Below are 17790 nucleotides of genomic sequence, written 5' to 3' on the forward strand. Positions count from 1 at the left end.
CTGCAAAGTCCCTCGCCTGAATACACAGTGCGAGGGATTGCAGATGGTGGTTTTCGTTAAAGCCCCGGCTGAAGGGGCTGTTTCATGATCGAGGTGACGCGCCAAGCCATTGGCTACCTGGTGCTGGCCGCCATGGATTCAAAGACGCGGGACGTCGAATCCGTTCTCAGCGACTTCGGGCGCTGCCTCAATACCTACGAGACCTGGGCGGAAAGCTTCTTTAGCTTTTCGGCCCTGGATGTCGAACAGGTCTTCAAAGTCGGGGATGACGTGGCGCTCGTCGCGCCGATCAACCGCGCCATCCTTCCCAGCAGCACGACCGCAACGTGCCAGGCAAACGGCACGTTGACCCTGGTGCATATGTTCCAGAGCGCTCGGTTCGTGCCCATTGGCAATACGCCCGTGAGGGTGCAACGCATCGATCCAGAGGGCGGTCCCCTGGGCGAGCCGATCCACAAGACCATCGGCCCCAGCGGCATCCTCGAAATCACCGAGTGTGATCGCAACCAGCAGTACCGGGTCAGCTTCTACCCCAACGTATCCAAAGACCATTTCAAGGCGCTGTATGCCTCTTATCAGTCGGTTATCGCCCCGCTGGACGGTTGGTTGCGCAGTGAATGGGAGACCACCTTCGAACCGTTGTGGAAGGGTTACTCCGAAGCCAGCTTCCCCAAGCGCTACCTCGCCCTGCATCAAGCCTATGCCCGCGGCTTCGGCGAAGCGCTTTATTCGCTCTGGGACACTGTCAAGCAGTTGTTTCAGTGGCTTGGCGATCCGTTGGCCTATGCCGAACAACTGCTGCATTACCTGTCAGCGGACGAACTTGAAAAGCTGCTGACCCTTGGCGTCGACGCCATCGCCAAAGGCTTGTTGGTGCTCAGCGATGAGCCGCTGCTGTTCATCCATCTGTCGGCAATGGTCAGCTGGATGCGCCTGTTGCCACCGCCCTATATGAACGAATTGCTCGGGGAAATCAGCGCCGACGTATTGATCAACTTGTTGCTGTGTCTCGCCACTGCCGGGATGGGGATGGCGGTTCGAATAAGTACCAACGTGCTGGGCGGCATCAAGTCTCAACGTGCGCGCCGATGGCTGGAGCGCATGGCGGGGCAGTTCGGAAAATCGCCCATGGATGAGCATGTCGAGCTCGCCAAACCGGTTCTGCTGGGTGGCCCTGAAACGTCGATCAAGACCATTCCGGTGGCGCCGTTGAAGGCTGGGGAGCATGTGGTTTCGAACCCGGTGTCGGCGGTTCGTAACAAGACACAGAAGACCGTGTTGGTCAGGCAGGAGCCTGTCGATGATGTGCCGGTTTCAGGGAAGAACCCGAACGGGGATGCGGCGGCCCCTTCGGATAAGACCGTCACCAATGGCTGCCCGGTGTCGATGGTTACCGGGGAGGAATTGCTCACCCTCACCGACGGCACGTTGGATGGGATCTTGCCATTCGAGTGGACCCGGCTGTATCGCACCAGTGCGGTGGAAGTGGATGACGGGTTGGGGTTTGGCTGGAGTCATTCGCTGGCGCATCGGCTGGTGGTGTCGGGCGATTCGGTGGTGTGGACGGACCATGAGAATCGCTCGATTGGGTTTCCACTGCCGACTGTTGTTCGACCCGCCATCACCAATAGTTTGGCCGAAGCCGCGATCTATTTAGGGTCTTCGCCGGATGAACTGGTGCTGGCCCAGGCATCACGGTTCTATCACTTTCGCGACGGTGTGCTGGTCTCGATCAGTGATGCGTACGACAACCGGCTGCGGATTTCTCGGGATTTTCTGGGGCGGATTGAGCGGCTGGATAACGGTGCGGGGTGTGCGCTGTTCCTGCGCTATGCGTCGGCACGCATCGTCGCGGTGGACTACCAGGTGCAGCGGGCCGAAGGCCGTGGCCCGTATGTCTGGATTACCGAGCAGACCGTCGTTTCCTACGCCTATGACGACGCTGGCCGACTGGTCTCGGCGACCAATGCGGTAGGTGAAAGCGAGGTTTATCGCTACGACGATCAGCACGTCATTCTTGAACGTGGACTGGCCGGTGGGGCGAGTTTCTTCTGGGCGTGGGAACGGTCCGGCAAAGCGGCGCGATGTGTCCGGCATTGGGCCAGTTTTCCGCAGATGGATACGCGGTATGCCTGGGGGGACGACGGCCGTGTCACGCTGCATAACGCCGATGGCAGCCAGGAAGTGTACGCCCATGACGACCGGGCGCGGCTGGTGCAGCGGATTGATCCGGACGGTGCCCAGCATTTCAAATCCTACGATGCCAAAGGCCGGCTGACGGTTGAGCAGGATCCGCTGGGGGCGGTGACGGCGTATCAGTACGACGAAGCCGGACGCTTGGTGGCGTTGTTTCCCGGGGATGATGAGCCGACGTCCTACGAGCATGACAACGGGTTCGTACGGGTTGTAAGGCGGGGTCTGGCGGTCTGGAAATATGAGCGCAATGACCAGGGCGATGTCATTCGTAAGATCGATCCCGATGGTCATGTCACCGACTACAGCTACGACAAATACGGGCAACTGGTTGGGGTTTGGTACCCGGATCACAGTTGCCAGCGGCTGGTGTGGAATGAGCGGGGGCAACTGGTTGAGGAGCAGTTGCCCAATGGCGGGATCAAGCGTTATCGCTATGACGATCTTGGCCGGCAGGTGGCGCGCGAGGATGAGCATGGCGCGCTGACCCAGTATCAGTGGGACAGCGTGGGTCGCTTGGTTCGCGTCGTATTACCAGGCGGTGCATGTCGGGAATACAGCTACAACCCCTACGGAAAAATCACCGCCGAACGCGACGAACTGGGCCACGTCATCCGCTACGAATACGCCGACGGGTTGCACCTGATCAGCCGCCGTATCAACGCCGACGGTAGCCAGGTCAAGTACCGCTACGACAATGCGCGATTACTGCTGACCGAGATCGAAAACGAGGTTGGCGAGACCTACCGACTTGATTACCACCCCACTGGCCTGATCCAGCAGGAAACCGGGTTTGATGGGCAGCGCACCGCCTACGTCTACGACCTCAACGGCAACCTGCAGGAAAAGACCGAACACGGTGACGATGGCAGTCAGCTCGTTACTCGTTATGAGCGCGATCACGCCGGACGCCTCGTCAGAAAAACCCTGCCTGACGGTAGCCTTGTTGAATATGCCTACGACCGCCAGGGCAACCTGCTCAGCGTCGATGACGGCCACTGGGCGCTGGCCTACGAATACGACCGCCAAAACCGCCTCACCGCCGAACATCAGGGCTGGGGCACCTTGCGCTACGGCTACGACGCCTGCGGCCAGCTTCAACACCTGCGCCTGCCCGACAACAACCGGCTGGTTTTTAATCATGCGAAAGGCGGCCACCTCGCCAGCGTCGCGTTAAATGGCACGCTGCTAACGTCTCATCTGTTCAGGACCGGCCGTGAACACCAACGCGCCCAGGGGAAACTGCTCAGCAGCTACCAACACGACGAACAAGGCCGCCTGTTCAACCACGGTATCTGTGACAGCGAAGGCGCGCTGTACCAACGCCAATACGACTACGACAAAACCGGCAACCTCACCCGCCTGCTCGACACGCGCAAAGGCGAACACCACTACCACTACGACCCACTAGGCCGTCTCACCCGCGCCGACCACTCCCAAGACCTGCAGGAACGCTTCGGCCACACCCCGGCCGGCACCCTGCTGATGCAAGACCGCCCCGGCCCCGACATCGTTGCCGGCAACCGCCTGATGATCCAGGGCGACCGCCACTACGACTATGACGCCTTCGGCAACCTCATCCGCGAGCGGCGCGGCAAAGGCCATCAACTCGTAACCGAATACCGCTACGACTGCCAGCACCGGCTGATCGGCATCACCCAACCCAGCGGCCAAACCGCCAGCTATCGCTACGACCCGTTTGGGCGGCGTATCAGCAAAACCGTGGACGGCCTAACCACGGAGTTTTTCTGGCAAGGCGACAGGCTGATTGCCGAACACCATGCGGATCGCCATCGCAGTTATCTCTATGAACCCGACAGCTTTCGCCCGCTGGTTCTGTTGGAAGGTTTTGGGCCGCAAGACACCAAAGCCTACCACTACCAACTCGACCACCTCGGCACACCGCAGGAACTCACCGACCCCGACGGCGAAATCGTCTGGTCCGCGCACTACCGCGCCTACGGCCAGATCAGCCGTCTCGACAAAGGCACAATCGACAACCCGCTGCGTTTTCAGGGTCAGTACTTCGATCAGGAAAGCGGGCTGCACTACAACCGTCATCGCTACTACAATCCGGATATTGGGTGTTACCTGACGCCTGATCCGGTGAAGTTGGCGGGTGGGATCAACGCGTACCAGTACGTGCCCAATCCGACAGGGTGGGTGGATCCGTTAGGGTTAAGCTGTAAGATTGGAAATTGCCCGGATTCAAAAAACGATTTAACAAAAAAAGCATCTCCTGGAGTATTAACTACTCACGAGAAGGCTGGAGGACACCTGATTGAAAAACATGTCGGTCGAACAGACGAACAGTTAGCGGCAAGATTTGAATCAGAACCGCACATCCCAGCCTCATCCACCTTCAAAACTCTAGAAGAGGCTGAGGCTATAGTGTCCAAAAGCTTGACTGCACACCAGCAAGAAATAACTACATTTTTAAGTGGAAATAAAGAAAAACTCTTAATTAAAGGCAGCTCAAGTCAACCCGTAGGGGTAAGCATGCTAAATGGAGCAAAAAAATCCGTACCTGTTTATAAGTTCCTATTAGTCATAAAACGAGCTCCTAAAATGCCAGATGGCTATCTATTGCTAACAGGATACCCAGAAAAATGAATGAACCATTAACAGAGCTACAACAATTTTTTGGTGCTTACTTTAATCAGGATTGGGCGGAAGATCATTCATCTGCCGATGATGTCATTGATACATTTCTAATGGACTCGCCTAGAGAAATAATCATGACAGTAAAACAGGAAATTTTAGAGCTGATAAATTCGTATACCAATGAGCCAGACCTTCAAGAAAATTTACTGCATATACAGCATTGCTATTACTACTATCCACACCAATGGACCTCAGGCCCGCTATGGCTAAATCACATAGTTCGAAAGTTTGATGAACACCTACAAAAAAACCAATATTCAACTTAAAAAACAGCCGTATAACGATCTTTGCTATTAATATTTTGGCCTGCTGCGCAGTCCACGCAGGGCAAGCCTGCTCACCACAAGGAATGAAGGCTCAGCCAAATTGAATGGGTGAGCCTCCCAGCCTGATCAGCGTTTACTCAGTTCCATAATCATCCGACTTAACAAGTAAATCCGCGGTGCCACGCTCTCCACCTCCGCATACTCCTGCGGCGTATGAATATTCCCCCCCACTATCCCAAACCCATCCAACGTCGGCGTCCCCACCCCGGCGGACAAACTGGCATCCGCCGCCCCGCCACTGCCTTCAATGGTCAACTTTTTACCCAACTCCCCATAGATCCCCTGGGCAATCGCCACCAGCTTGTCCGACTCCGGCGTCTGCGGCATGGGCGGCAGGCCGCGTTTCAGGCTGGTGGTCACTTCGGTTTCCGGGATCAGCTTGTTGGCGGAGACCCGCACCAAGTCCTTCTCGATCCGATCGAACTCTTCCGGCAATGCCGCACGCACGTCGGCCTTGGCCGTGGCTTGGTCGGGGATGACGTTGGTGCGGTCGCCCGCGTTGATCACGGTGAAGTTGATGGTGGTCTTCTTGTCTTCATCGCCGAGTTTGCCCAGTTGCAGAATCTGGTGCGCGGCTTCCATGGCGGCGTTGCGTCCCAGCTCCGGGGCGACGCCGGCGTGGGCGGCTTTGCCTTTGACTTCGACCACGGCGGTGGCACTGCCTTTGCGCCACACCACCAGGCCGTCGGCTGGGCGGCCGGGTTCCAGGTTCAGCGTGACGTCGTGGGCCTTGGCGGTGTTGCGGATCAGTTCAGAGGCGATGTCGGAACCGGTTTCTTCGCTGGCATCGAGGAGGAAGGTAATTTGTGCGTAGTCCTTGAACCCTTGGTTCTTCAGGACTTTGAGCGCGTAGATGCCGGCGACGATGCCGCCCTTGTCATCCATCACCCCGGGGCCATAGGCGCGGCCATCCTTGATGTGAAACGGCCGTTCGGCCGCCGAGCCTTCCTTGAACACGGTGTCCATGTGGGCCATCAGCAGGATTTTGGCCTTGCCGTTGCCCTTGAGGGTGGCGATCACATGGCTGCTGTTGGCGGTGGCATCCGGCACGCGCTCGATGGTGAAGCCCAGCTGTTTGAGTTCATCGACGGCGATGTCACTCACCTGGGTCAGGCCTGGCCCGTAGCCGGAACCCGAATCGATATTCACCAGGCGCTCCAGCAGTTTCAAGGCCGGGGCCTTGTACTGCTCGGCATCGGCCTGGATCTGTTTGTGGGGTTCGGCGCTGTAGGCCGGGACTGCAAAAGACAAGGCCAACGTGGCGGCCAGGAGGGTACGCGGGAAGGTGAAGGGCATGAACCGATCCTTGTTTTTTGTTGGGGTGCCGCCTCACCCTACCCCACTAGACCGACCGCAACCAAGTGCCTTGCACCGAACTGACCCGGTTGCGCCCGCTGCTCTTGGCTTCATACAGCGCCAGGTCTGCCTCATTGAGCCAACGGGTCGAGTCGGCGTGCCCCGGTTGATACGGCGCCAGGCCGATGCTCAAGCTGGCGCGCAATGAAGGGTCCTGGGCATAGGCCAACGCGTTGAAGCGATCGCGCAACGCATCCATCACTTCGGTTGCACGGTTGAGCGGCATGCCCGGCAGGATCACGCAGAATTCATCGCCGCCATAGCGCCCGGCCAGGTCAGTGGCGCGCAGGTTCTGGCGCAGCACTTTGCCGAGCTGGCGCAGCACGATGTCGCCGGTGACGTGGCCATAGGTGTCGTTGATAAGCTTGAAATGGTCGATGTCGATCAATGCAATCGCGGCCCCTTGCTGTTCGCGGCAGCAACGTTGGAACTCGATCTCCAGGTGGTCTTTCCACGCGCCATGGTTGAGCAGGCCGGTCAGGCTGTCGGTGCGACTCAGCGCCAGCAATTCGCGTTTGTGCCGGGCCAGGGTCACTGCCTGGCGGTAACAGATCCACCCCAGCGCCAGCGGGTACACCATCAGAATCGGCAGGCAGGCATAGAGCTGGACCGGGGTGGTCGTGGCGATAAAGGCCGGGGTGAATATCAACAGCGACGTGCCGATACCCAGCGCCTGCGCCGCCCAGCCCGCCAGCATGAAGCGCGGACCGCCGATGGCGACGTTGTTCATGGTCATCATCGAGAGGGTCGTCACACCGGGAAGCGGGTTGAAGTGCATGGCCGCGACCCAGAAACCGCCGCAAAACGAATCGAACAGCAAATTGCGGCGCTCACTGCGCAGCGTATGGGTAGTCCGCAACGAGCGCTGAAAGGCCACGACCGGCCAGACAAAGGCGTTGATCACCATCCAGGCCCACACCCATGGCGCCGGATCCAGCGGGAACATGCCAAACACCACGCACACAAAACCGAGCGTCAGCCCCAAGGTGCGGGATTTATACAAACGGGTAGCGAGCGGAAGTCCTTTTCCTCCGACGGCTGGCATGGAGGGCTGTAATCCTGGATGAATGCCTGGAGTCTATCAGGGCGCCAGCAATTAGCCACCACTGCTCACTCCCCCGCCAAAACGTTCAGTGGGAAAAACCGCGGGCCAGCATCAATGCCACACCCAGCAGCAGCACCGCCGTGATCCGCTGCAACACCACACGGCGCTGGGGGATTTCCAGCACATGCCTGATGCGCTGGCCGAAGTAGCAATACAGGCAACCGCTGGCAAATTGCAGCACCAGGAAGGTCGCCCCGAGGATGGCGATATCCACCGCCGCACGGTGCTCCCCTGCCCCGGCGAACTGTGGGAATACAGCGCTGAACATGATGAGGGTCTTGGGGTTGGAAAAGCCGGTCAGCAGTCCTTTGCCGAACAGGCTGCGCGAGCCCTCCACGGCAGCCGCCTTGCCGATCAACACGCCGCTGCCGGTCCACTGCTTGTAGGCCAGATAGAGAATGTAGGCCACTCCGACCAACTGAATGGCCTGGGTGATGGCGAGATTGCCCTTGATCAGTGCCGAAAAGCCCACGGCAAAGATCAGGATGGAAATCAGGTACGACACACTGGCACCGAGTTGCGCCGGGATCGAACTGCGCAAACCGCTCTTCAAGCCCAGACTCAACAGCAGCAGGGTCATGGGGCCGGGGCTGAAGGTCATGGTGGCGCAAAACAGCAGGAAGTAGAGATACGAAGAGAGCGTCAATGCGCTGGTCATGGCCTTGGACCCAGGGTGAGAAGGCCTGCAGTTTAGGCAAGCGGCGTTGCATAAGGCAGGTGAAGTCAGGCCTAATCCGGCCGAACTTCACCGGTAAAATCACCGGTAAACACAAGGAAGGTTTATGTTTATACCCGCCATCGCGTTTGTGAACGGCACACCCAAGGTGCAGCAGATCGTCGAGGCATTCAGCCAGCTCATCGAGACCGGCGAATGGGCACCCGGCAGCAAGTTGCCGTCGGTGCGTGAGTTGACCCAGGCCCTGGGCGTCAGCAAGTTCACCCTCAACGAAGCCCTGGACCGCCTGCGCGGGCGCAACCTGCTCACCTCCAGCCAGGGCCGTGGCTACTTCGTGGCCGTTGACAGGGTGCGCCCGGCCTCGGCGAGCTGGGTCGACCTGCTGCCCCAGGACCTGCTCAGCGTATTGCGCCGCCCCCTCGCCTCAGTCTACGGCGACCTGCGCCCCGGCGGCGGCCACTTGCCAGAAGCGTGGCTGGACAACGAAGCCTTCCGCCAGGCCATGCGCAGCACCGTGCGCGCGCCGTCGCTACGCATCGCCGCACTGGGCACACCCGCCGGGCTGCTGCCCTTGCGCCAGGCCCTGCAACAGAAGCTGCATGCCGATGGTTTGTCGGTGCCGGTGGAACAAATCATCACCACCCCCAACACCGTGCAGGGCCTGGACATGCTCATGCGCCTGCTCACCAGGCCCGGCGACACGGTGCTGCTGGACGCACCGTGCTATTTCAACTTCCACGCCAACCTGGCCTTGCACGGGGTCAAGATCGTGACCATCGAGCGGCGCCCCGACGGCTTCGACTTCAGCGTTCTCGAGCAGTTGCTGGCCGAACATCGCCCCAGCCTGTACCTGACCACCAGCGTCCTGCATAACCCCACTGGCCACTCCTCCAGTCCCAGCCAGGCGTTTCGCCTGTTGCAACTGACCCAGCAGTATCACTGCCACATCATCGAAGATGACCTTTACGCCGACCTGCACCCCAACCCGCCGCCGCGCCTGGCCACTGTCGCCGGCCTCGACCAGGTCACCTACCTTTCGGGCTTCTCCAAAGTCCTCAGCGCCAACGCCCGTGTCAGCTATGTGGTGGCCGCACCGCAACTGGCGGCCAACCTTACCCATATGAAGCTGATGAGTGGCGGCGTGACCTCGGAGCTGCTTGAACAGATCGTCTACCGCACGCTCAGCGAAGGCAGCTACACCAAGCATCGCAAGCGCATGGTCCAGCGCCTGATGGAGGCCGGCGGACGTGTCGAACAGTGGCTGCGGCGTTGCGGCTGCGAACTGCCGATGCCCTATGAGGGCGGGATGTTTATCTGGGCGCGTCTGCCACCTGGGGTAAGCGGCGAGCAACTGGCCCAGGATGCGTTGAAACAAGGCATGGTGCTGGCGCCGGGTGCGTTGTTCGGTAATGACCCGGCGCACCGCGACTCGATGCGCTTCAATGTGGCCCACAGTGATGAGCCACGGGTGCAGCAGGTGTTTGCGGCGCTGTTGCAGGCTGCGGCCGATGGGGTTCCCCCGCCCCCCTAACATGAGACGGGTTTACTCCCGACGGCCGTGCGCCGGTGAGCTTCTGTGTTACCGAGCCGTCAGGGTCGGCCCCGCAGCCCACGCCGGCCACTACTGGAAGGCGCGTTCCATCTTGATGATCTCGATTGAAATCGCACTGTTGCCACGGCTGAAGGTGCCTTCGCCAATCTTGCGAAAACCGAACGCGGCATAGAATTTTTCGGCGGTAAGGGTGGCTTCGAGGTAGGCGCACCTATGGCCGGCAGCCTCGATAAGCTGCAGCGCTTTGGTCAGCAGACGGGCGCCGACGCCCTGCCCGGCCGCATCCCCACGAATGAACAGCTTGCTGACCTCATGCCCGTCCACCTCGACGAAACCTTGCACAGTGTCGGTGTACGCCAGCCAAAGGTTGCCGGCAGCGATGGCTTCGCGGTACGTGTCAGGCGAGCGTCCGTCCAGCCACATGGCAATCTGTTCGGTGCCATAGTCGGCCTTGCACAGGTGTTCGACAGAGTGTTTATGCACCAGGAAGAGGCTTTCAGCGTCGTCCTGGATGGCTGGGCGGATCAGCAGTTTTTTCATTCCCTTGAGATTCCGAGCGAGGCCAATGAACCCAGGCTTTATAGCCGAATGAGCGCCGGGGAGCGACCCAGGACCGCACATCTTGTGCGTTGACCATGCCCCCCACACACCATATAGTGTGCCCACAAACAGAACAGACCACTACATAGTGTGCAGTATCGGTAATCACCGACCACACTCTGCGCAGTATTTCAATGCCTGGCAGCCTGCAAATCGTATTTTTTTGGACGGGTTCACATGCCGTCAAACCAGAACAGAAGGGAGTATTTCAATGCTGAGTTGGGATGAAGTCGACAACGAGGACACCGGTGCAGCCGTGATCAAGGGCGCCAACGCCGGCCACGCCACCGAAGCCAACATGGACCGCCTCGACGGTGCCGGCGCCGCTGCCGCCATCGAAGCCCGCGCCGTCACCGCCAGTGACTCCGCCGCCATCGTGCGCGCCAAGGCCGCCCTGGACAAACTCGACGTCGCCGAAGGCCTCGCCGAACTCGAAGGCGCCTCCGCCCGCGTCGCCGTTGACGAAAAGCGCATGATCAACTGCCGCGCCGACCTCAACCAACTCGTGCCTTTCAAGTACGACTGGGCCTGGCAGAAATACCTCGACGGCTGCGCCAACCACTGGATGCCGCAAGAGGTCAACATGACCGCCGACATCGCCCTGTGGAAAAACCCCGAAGGCCTGACCGACGACGAACGCCGCATCGTCATGCGCAACCTCGGCTTCTTCTCCACCGCCGACTCCCTGGTCGCCAACAACCTGGTCCTGGCCGTGTACCGCCTGATCACCAACCCGGAGTGCCGCCAGTACATCCTGCGCCAGGCTTTCGAAGAAGCGATCCACACCCACGCCTACCAGTACTGCATCGAATCGTTGGCCATGGATGAAGGCGAGATCTTCAACATGTACCACGAGATCCCATCGGTCGCCAAAAAGGCAGCCTGGGGCCTGAAATACACCCGCTCGATCTCCGATCCGAAGTTCGAAACCGGCACCGTCGACACCGACAAGGAACTGCTGCGCAACCTGGTCGCCTACTACTGCGTGCTGGAAGGTATCTTCTTCTATTGCGGCTTCACCCAGATTTTGTCCATGGGCCGCCGCAACAAAATGACCGGCGTGGCCGAGCAGTTCCAGTACATCCTGCGCGATGAATCGATGCACCTGAACTTCGGTATCGATGTGATCAACCAGATCAAGATCGAAAACCCGCATTTGTGGGATGCCGAGATGAAGGAAGAAGCGACCCAGATGATCCTGCAGGGGACTCAGCTGGAGATCGAATATGCGCGGGATACCATGCCGCGCGGTGTGCTGGGGATGAACGCGGCGATGATGGAGGATTACCTCAAGTTCATCGCTAACCGTCGCCTGTCGCAGATTGGCTTGAAGGAAGAGTATCCAGGCACGACCAACCCGTTCCCGTGGATGAGCGAGATCATGGACTTGAAGAAAGAGAAGAATTTCTTTGAGACTCGGGTTATTGAATATCAGACCGGCGGTGCATTGAGCTGGGATTAACCCCGCAGCCCCATGGACCGTAGTATCACGGTCCATGGGCAGGGTTCAGTCCGAGACCTGCTCCAGAAAGATCAACTGCAAAGGCTCATCGAGCCAGTCATCCGCCGCTGCGGCGAAGCGCAGGAAGTATGGCGTCGCAAAATGCGCATCGAGTGCCGCCTGGTCCTTGAACGCCTCACGCATGTAGAACGTACCGGGTTTGTCCCGCTGCTCGAACAACACATAGTCAAGGTTGCCAGGTTCGGCGCGCGTCGGCTCGATCAGGTTCAACAAGCCTGCTTTAAGGGCCTGTTGCTTACCGGGTTTGGCCTTGAGTACGGCGAGGGAAACCAGGGGTTTGTGCATGGCAGTGACTCTTTCACGGGGTGGGCTGGTACATCCGGCAAGGGCAGCAACCATCAGGGCGCTTAGCCAATAACCTGAAGCGTTGATCGGGGTTTTCATGCTGGGTGCTCTCAGTGGACTGGGGTCATCGTTGTCCACCTGGCAATAAAGAAACACCGACAAAACCCGCTTACACTTTCTTCAAAGGCTTGAAAATGCCTCACACCATCAAGACCCCCTGCGTCGGCCTGTGCTCCACCGTTTACGGCGACCTGGTCTGCCGGGGCTGCAAGCGTTATCACCATGAAGTGATCCAGTGGAATGGCTACAACGCCGAGGAAAAGCAGGCGGTATGGCTGCGCCTTGAGCAATTGCTGGTGCAGGTCATGGCCAGCAAGCTGGAGGTGTCCGACCCGCAGCGCCTGCGCCAGCAACTGGAGGACCGCAAGATTCGCTTTATGCCGCACCAGTCACCCTATTGCTGGGCGTACCAACTGATTGCCCGAGGCGCTCGGGTGATTTCCAGGCTGGACGCCTATGGGTTGGCGTTGTTGCCGGAGTTTCGCGAGCGCAGCCTGGCGGATTTGCGCGATGCTATTGACCGGGAGTTTTTCCTGCTGTCCGAGGCGCATTACGAGCGGTATATCGCCCCGGGATTTATACGCGAAGTGTTTGGCCCGCCCCTCATCGCCAGCAGTATGTGACCGTCGCAGCTGTCGAGCCTTGGCGAGGCTGCGTCAGGCCCTCACCAACAGCCCAAGCAACTGCCACGGCGTCATCTTCGTCACCATGATCATCACGATCACAAACATCCCCAGGAACCCGAAAACGCCCAGCCAGAACCATTGCCGATAAACACCACGGTATCCATCCTCCAGTGCGGTGTCGGTCTGGACCGCCCGAGAGGCCATACGATGCAAGCGCTTCTGCAGCACCAGCACCGGCAACCACAGCGAGCCCACGCAGAGGAAGATGATCAACGCGGTCAGTACCCATTCGGTGGTCACCGGCAGCCCGGCCAGCCGGATCAGCAGCAAGCCCGTGATGATCTGGATGACGCCCGCCGGCGTGGTGATCCAGGTGTCGAACCGTACGACCATGCGCGCCACATGGGCGATCACCTGCGGATTGCCGGTACGACTGGCGGCGATCAGGTAAAGGTACGAGCCCATGCCGAAACCGAACAGGAAAATCGCCGCGATGATGTGCAGATACTTCAGGCACAGGTAGAGCATCGGTCAGGCCTGCCCGTCAGAGAAGCGCACCGCCAGGCTCAGCTTCGTCGGTTCGTTGATGGCGGCCATGTATTCGTCGACGCTGATTTCGCCTACGCACGGGCGGGCGCCGGGTCCAGGCACGTAGCCGTGGGCCATTTTGATGGCGAGGGCGACGGCCGCGCAGCTGGGGATTTCCGGTCCCTTGTCGTCCAGAGCCGTGAGTTGCACCGCCAGGGACAGCGGCTGGCCTTGCCTGCCCAGGCCCTGCACGTCGATGTACATCGCGCTTTTGCCATCCCCAAATCGTTCGAACCAGGTGCCCAGGCGATGCAGCCTGGCGGCCCACACAAGGTGGTCGCGCACGATGCCCATGCGTAGCGCCTGGGCCAGCAGGTAATTGGCGACGCCGCCCAGCTTGAGCCCCGCACCGGCCTTGAAGCGCAGGGTATGGGCGCCATAACGGCCGGCGAATATATCCATGTCGGGCACGTCCACATTGGCCAGCACCCGTGTGCCGAGCTGGGGCATCCTGCGCAGGGTCAGGTCCTGCCAGCCCAGCACGTCGTGCACTTGGCCCTGCTTGAGTTGCTTGATCGGTTTGCCCGCGTAGGCAAGCACACCTTCGATGGTCGACAGCCCCGGCATCTTCGCCGACGAGGAAATGCCATGCTCGATGGTGTCGATGCGCGTAAAGCGATCGCGGTACTGATCGATGAGGGCGGACGACAACGTCGGTACAGAACTGCAACCGCTGAGGACGGCCACGCCCGCCTGCCGGGCTTTCGCATCCAGCACGCCGACGCCATTGACGAAGGTCCGGCAATCCGCCAGGTCGCAGTAGTTCACGCCCGCGTCGATGCAGTGCTGGGCGACGGCATAGGACTGCCCCTGGAACGGGCCGCCGGTGTGGATCACCAACTGGATGTCCATCGCCTGCAAGACGCCAGCGAACCCGGCTGCCATGGCGTCGCCGCACCAGCTTTCGCACACGCGGCCGGAGGATGTTTTCAACCCATCGACTTTGCCCTGCAACTTGTGTGGGTGGCGGCCCGAGACCACCAGTTCAATGCCCGGCGCGCCCGCCAGGTGCCGGCAAATGATGCTGCCGAAGTTGCCGTAGCCGCCGATCACCATCACCCTGAGTGCCATTGCATGCTTCCCTGATCAATCATGTGTGCGCCGAGCCTGAGGCAGGCCGGCGGCTGAAACAGCTAAAGATACCCGATTTGCTTAATAGCCTGAGCCGGGTCGACACTCAGGCGACGCTACCCCCCGACCTCAGGGCTGCTTACGATAAAACCCGGTCAGGTAGTCCTGGCTGTCCGGCGCCGAGTTGTGCTCGATCACGGCAAAGCCCTTCACCAGTTGGATATGATACGGCCCGGCCCGAGGGGGCGCCTGGGGTGCGCGCACGATGATCAGGTTTTCGGTTTCCATCGGCACGCGTTGGTGCGTAGTGATGATGATCTTGTCGGTGCCGGTGTCTTTGAGCGTCACGCTGAGTTCCGCCACTTCCCTGCCCTGGGCGTCGCGTTCGGGAAGGATTTTCAACTCCAGGTCACCGTCGCGGCCGAGGAAGTCATCGCGCATCTGGTAATGGCCATCGCGCTGGTCGCGGGCCACGTCGCCGAGTTTGTCGTACTCAGGCTCCCGGTCCTGCCTGTGCAGTTGAATCTGCAGTTCGGGCTGGTCGCCCTTGGCGCCACTGACCCAGGTGCCCGAATAGTCATAAGGTTCGACGGTTTCCCGCGTGATGCGCCAGATGCCGGTTTGACGGCCATCATCGGCATATTCGTGCAGGTAGATAAACGACTGGTCGCCGTATTCACCCTGGTCGCCCACCAGCTTGATCGCCTTGCCGCTGCCGCTTTTGGTGTAGCGCAACTCACCGATCAGCACCGCGCCCTGTTGCTGGTACCAGAGCTGCACCGGGATCTTGCCGTTGAGGGTGCCGGCCAGGAACTCGGGGTCTTCGTTGACCGGCCCTTCCAGCCTGGGTGTTTCCAGCCACTGGCCGTCCTTCCACTCACCGGTGGTGCGCAGCATGTAGCCGCTGGGCATGCTGTTGTTGGCGTCATCGTCCGTCGCCGGCACTTCCGCCTGGGTGTACGCGCTGAGTCGCACCAGTTTGCCGTCGCGCATCTGATAGCGGCTGGCGCGGGTCCAGCAGCAACCCCGGTCGGTCTGCGAATGGATAATGCCGTCCTTGGGATTGATCGAAAACATCCCGCCGGAGGTCTCGTTGGCCAGGTCGGTCAAGGGGCCATTCAGCACCCAGTGGGGCGTGTGCGGGTCTTGCAGATACACGTCGTAACTGGACTGGAAGTCCTTGTCCGCACCGGTGCCATTGCGGATCGCCAGGTCCTGGCGGCCGTCCTGGTTGATATCGGCGAAGTACACCACGCCGTTCTCCCCCATCAGGCGCCAGTCCACGGTTCTGCCTTGCTGGTCCAGCGGCACCTGGGCATCCGGGGTCTGCAATTGCTGAAGGATTTCGAGGGAGCGTTTGTCGCGCAGGGTGATGAGTGCAGGAGCCAGGTGCTGCAAGTCCTGCGGCACCTCCGGGAACAACACTTCGACCAGGTATTGACCGCTGGGGTCATTGACCGAGAACGAACGGGGCTCGGCCATGACGGGAGCGGACAGGGCCAGGGAGAGGAGTACACCGCTGAGTCGCGTACGCATCCAACGCATCCTTGCTGAAATTCGGGGGCGGCAGTGTAAAGGCAAATGACGAAGGCATCGAACAAATCGCTGTTTAGGCCCATTCAATGGCTGCTATGTTTTGTGCCTCACGAGCCAAAGGACGTGCCATGGAACCGTTAGCCACCAACGCTGCATTGGTGATCATCGACATGCAGCAGGGCATGAATGACCCGAAGCTGGGGTGCCGCAACAACCCGCAGGCCGAGCAACAGTTGCAGCAATTGCTCGGCGCCTGGCGGCAGTCGGGGCGGCCTGTGGTGCACGTCAGGCACATCTCCCGTACCCCCGGCTCGGTATTCTGGCCGGGCCAGCCGGGCTGCGAATTTCAGCCTGCGCTGCAACCACTGGCCCACGAACACGTGGTGGAAAAGAACGTACCCTGTGCCTTTATCGCCACCGGGCTGGAACGCTGGCTGCACGCGCGTTCGATCAAGCAACTGGTGATCGCCGGGGTGATCACCAACAACTCCGTCGAAGCAACGGCACGCACAGGCGGCAACCTCGGCTTTGACGTGCTCGTCGCCGCAGACGCCTGCTACACCTTCGATCAAACCGATGGGTCCGGGCGCCTGTGGCCAGCGGAGGACGTGCACGCACTGTCGCTGAGCAACCTGGCCATGGACTACGCCAGGGTGGTCGAGACGGCCGGGATTCTCGGCGCTATGCGCTGAACACGCCGGCTTGCACCAGCATGTCAACCAGCGCTTCAGGCCAGACCGTTTCCTCGGTGGCACGCAACGCCTGGGCCGACCACCAATGATGGTCCGCCATCACCTGGGTCTCTTCCAGCGTCCACTCAGCCCTGGACAGTTCGGTGCTGGCGGTGTGCACCACAAAGTAGTGCTCGACGGCCGACACCGTTTCACCGCTGGGCAGCATCAGCGCAAACCGGCGCTCGGCGATAGGCGCGGCAACGGCCTGCACCTGGATACCGGTTTCCTCGCGCAGCTCGCGGATGGCAGCGGCCTCGAAAGTCTCCCCCGGTTCGACACCGCCGCCAGGGGTAGCCCAGTAATTTTGACCGGCCAGTGCGCCGTCTTTATGGATAAACCTGAAGAGCAGTACTTCGTGCGCGGGGTTGATCACCAGCAGTCGTGCAGCCTTTCGTTCACGCATGGGTGTATTCCTTGCTTAATTTTCCAGTAATTGCGCGATAGCCTTACGCAGCTCCCCATGCACGTCTTCCGCGTACGGCAACGCATTTTTCCAGTCATAAAACCAAACGGGCATCTTGCGCCTGCCATCCGGTTCCGAGGCGTAGCGCGGGAAAATATGGCAATGCAACTCCGGCTCCGAATTGCCCAGGATCTCGTAGTTCATCCGCAATGCACCGCTGGCTTGCAGCACCGCGTCGCCGATGCGCGCCATGTCGAGCAGGTAGATCGCGCGGGCGTCGGCATCCAGGTCGTTCAGGCTGGCGACGACCGGGTCGGGCAATAGCAGGCAGTAGCCAGGCAGGAATTGCACATCGCCCATCACTGCCCAGCCTGAGGGCATGCGGCAGATGACTTTGTCGTTAGTGCCGTTGCGGGCCTGTTCTACGCGTTCCATGATCAGCGGCATACCCTGTCCTTGCGTTAGGTGAGTGCGGGCTGCATCTTAACCATCG

Annotated in this window: 16 protein-coding genes; 6 read left to right on the forward strand and 10 right to left on the reverse strand. The window is 60.2% G+C overall.

All coding sequences use genetic code 11. The annotated features are described in order from the left end of the window. The first annotated feature begins 84 nt into the window (after nt 1-84). Together AC07OT_RS03170 and AC07OT_RS03175 are read left to right on the forward strand one after the other, a co-directional pair. Nucleotides 85-4806, forward strand: a complete 4722-nt coding sequence (locus tag AC07OT_RS03170) for an RHS repeat-associated core domain-containing protein (RefSeq protein WP_495107443.1) — start codon at nt 85-87, stop codon at nt 4804-4806. Further along, on the forward strand, nt 4803-5123 hold the full coding sequence (locus tag AC07OT_RS03175; RefSeq protein WP_495107444.1) for a contact-dependent growth inhibition system immunity protein: 321 nt from the start codon (nt 4803-4805) through the stop codon (nt 5121-5123). The genes AC07OT_RS03170 and AC07OT_RS03175 overlap by 4 nt, the downstream gene beginning before the upstream one ends. Before the next feature lie 126 nt (nt 5124-5249). Here AC07OT_RS03175 and AC07OT_RS03180 read toward each other — a convergent pair whose 3' ends face one another. From AC07OT_RS03180 to AC07OT_RS03190, 3 genes are all read right to left on the reverse strand, one after another. Continuing rightward, complete coding sequence (locus AC07OT_RS03180) at nt 5250-6479, reverse strand: M20/M25/M40 family metallo-hydrolase (protein WP_115489165.1); 1230 nt, start codon at nt 6477-6479, stop codon at nt 5250-5252. Between the two features lie 46 nt (nt 6480-6525). Then, the gene (locus AC07OT_RS03185; RefSeq protein ID WP_495107445.1) at nt 6526-7584 is read right to left on the reverse strand and encodes a diguanylate cyclase; all 1059 of its coding nucleotides are present in this window, start codon (nt 7582-7584) and stop codon (nt 6526-6528) included. Nucleotides 7585-7669: 85 nt separating this feature from the next. Further along, the gene (locus AC07OT_RS03190) at nt 7670-8302 is read right to left on the reverse strand and encodes a LysE family translocator (RefSeq protein WP_495107446.1); all 633 of its coding nucleotides are present in this window, start codon (nt 8300-8302) and stop codon (nt 7670-7672) included. A 124-nt stretch (nt 8303-8426) separates the two neighbouring features. Between AC07OT_RS03190 and AC07OT_RS03195 the strand changes: the two genes are divergently transcribed. Continuing rightward, nucleotides 8427-9851: an aminotransferase-like domain-containing protein gene (locus AC07OT_RS03195; RefSeq protein ID WP_495107447.1), complete on the forward strand. Its 1425-nt coding sequence runs from the start codon at nt 8427-8429 to the stop codon at nt 9849-9851. Nucleotides 9852-9941: 90 nt separating this feature from the next. On the opposite strand, the gene AC07OT_RS03200 is transcribed toward AC07OT_RS03195, so the two are convergent. Continuing rightward, nucleotides 9942-10412, reverse strand: a complete 471-nt coding sequence (locus AC07OT_RS03200) for a GNAT family N-acetyltransferase (RefSeq protein ID WP_115489161.1) — start codon at nt 10410-10412, stop codon at nt 9942-9944. A gap of 271 nt (nt 10413-10683) precedes the next feature. Between AC07OT_RS03200 and AC07OT_RS03205 the strand changes: the two genes are divergently transcribed. Further along, nucleotides 10684-11934 (forward strand): ribonucleotide-diphosphate reductase subunit beta, encoded by a 1251-nt coding sequence (locus AC07OT_RS03205; protein ID WP_150294091.1) that lies wholly within the window; start codon nt 10684-10686, stop codon nt 11932-11934. A 45-nt stretch (nt 11935-11979) separates the two neighbouring features. On the opposite strand, the gene AC07OT_RS03210 is transcribed toward AC07OT_RS03205, so the two are convergent. After that, complete coding sequence (locus AC07OT_RS03210; protein ID WP_495107448.1) at nt 11980-12279, reverse strand: putative quinol monooxygenase; 300 nt, start codon at nt 12277-12279, stop codon at nt 11980-11982. Between the two features lie 194 nt (nt 12280-12473). Between AC07OT_RS03210 and AC07OT_RS03215 the strand changes: the two genes are divergently transcribed. Further along, on the forward strand, nt 12474-12962 hold the full coding sequence (locus AC07OT_RS03215; protein ID WP_115488335.1) for a DUF1289 domain-containing protein: 489 nt from the start codon (nt 12474-12476) through the stop codon (nt 12960-12962). A gap of 33 nt (nt 12963-12995) precedes the next feature. On the opposite strand, the gene AC07OT_RS03220 is transcribed toward AC07OT_RS03215, so the two are convergent. From AC07OT_RS03220 to AC07OT_RS03230, 3 genes are all read right to left on the reverse strand, one after another. Then, a complete protein-coding gene (locus tag AC07OT_RS03220) occupies nt 12996-13493 on the reverse strand; it encodes a DUF2269 family protein (RefSeq protein WP_115488336.1) in 498 nt (165 codons plus the stop codon). A gap of 3 nt (nt 13494-13496) precedes the next feature. Then, the gene (locus AC07OT_RS03225; RefSeq protein ID WP_495107449.1) at nt 13497-14624 is read right to left on the reverse strand and encodes a saccharopine dehydrogenase family protein; all 1128 of its coding nucleotides are present in this window, start codon (nt 14622-14624) and stop codon (nt 13497-13499) included. 129 nt (nt 14625-14753) lie between these two features. Beyond that, a complete protein-coding gene (locus AC07OT_RS03230; protein ID WP_495107450.1) occupies nt 14754-16160 on the reverse strand; it encodes an XAC2610-related protein in 1407 nt (468 codons plus the stop codon). 128 nt (nt 16161-16288) lie between these two features. Here AC07OT_RS03230 and AC07OT_RS03235 point away from each other — a divergent pair, with 128 nt between their 5' ends. After that, entirely contained in the window at nt 16289-16852 is a 564-nt protein-coding gene (locus tag AC07OT_RS03235; RefSeq protein WP_495107451.1) for a cysteine hydrolase family protein, read from the forward strand. Here the strand turns inward: AC07OT_RS03235 and AC07OT_RS03240 are convergent. After that, nucleotides 16842-17297, reverse strand: a complete 456-nt coding sequence (locus tag AC07OT_RS03240) for an NUDIX hydrolase (protein WP_065942113.1) — start codon at nt 17295-17297, stop codon at nt 16842-16844. The genes AC07OT_RS03235 and AC07OT_RS03240 overlap by 11 nt on opposite strands. A 15-nt stretch (nt 17298-17312) precedes the next feature. Next, nucleotides 17313-17744 carry an HIT family protein gene (locus tag AC07OT_RS03245; RefSeq protein WP_495107452.1) on the reverse strand — a complete coding sequence of 144 codons (432 nt, stop codon included), beginning with the start codon at nt 17742-17744 and terminating at the stop codon, nt 17313-17315. Nucleotides 17745-17790 lie beyond the last annotated feature (46 nt).

The organism is Pseudomonas sp. GW821-FHT09C10, from assembly GCF_059418085.1.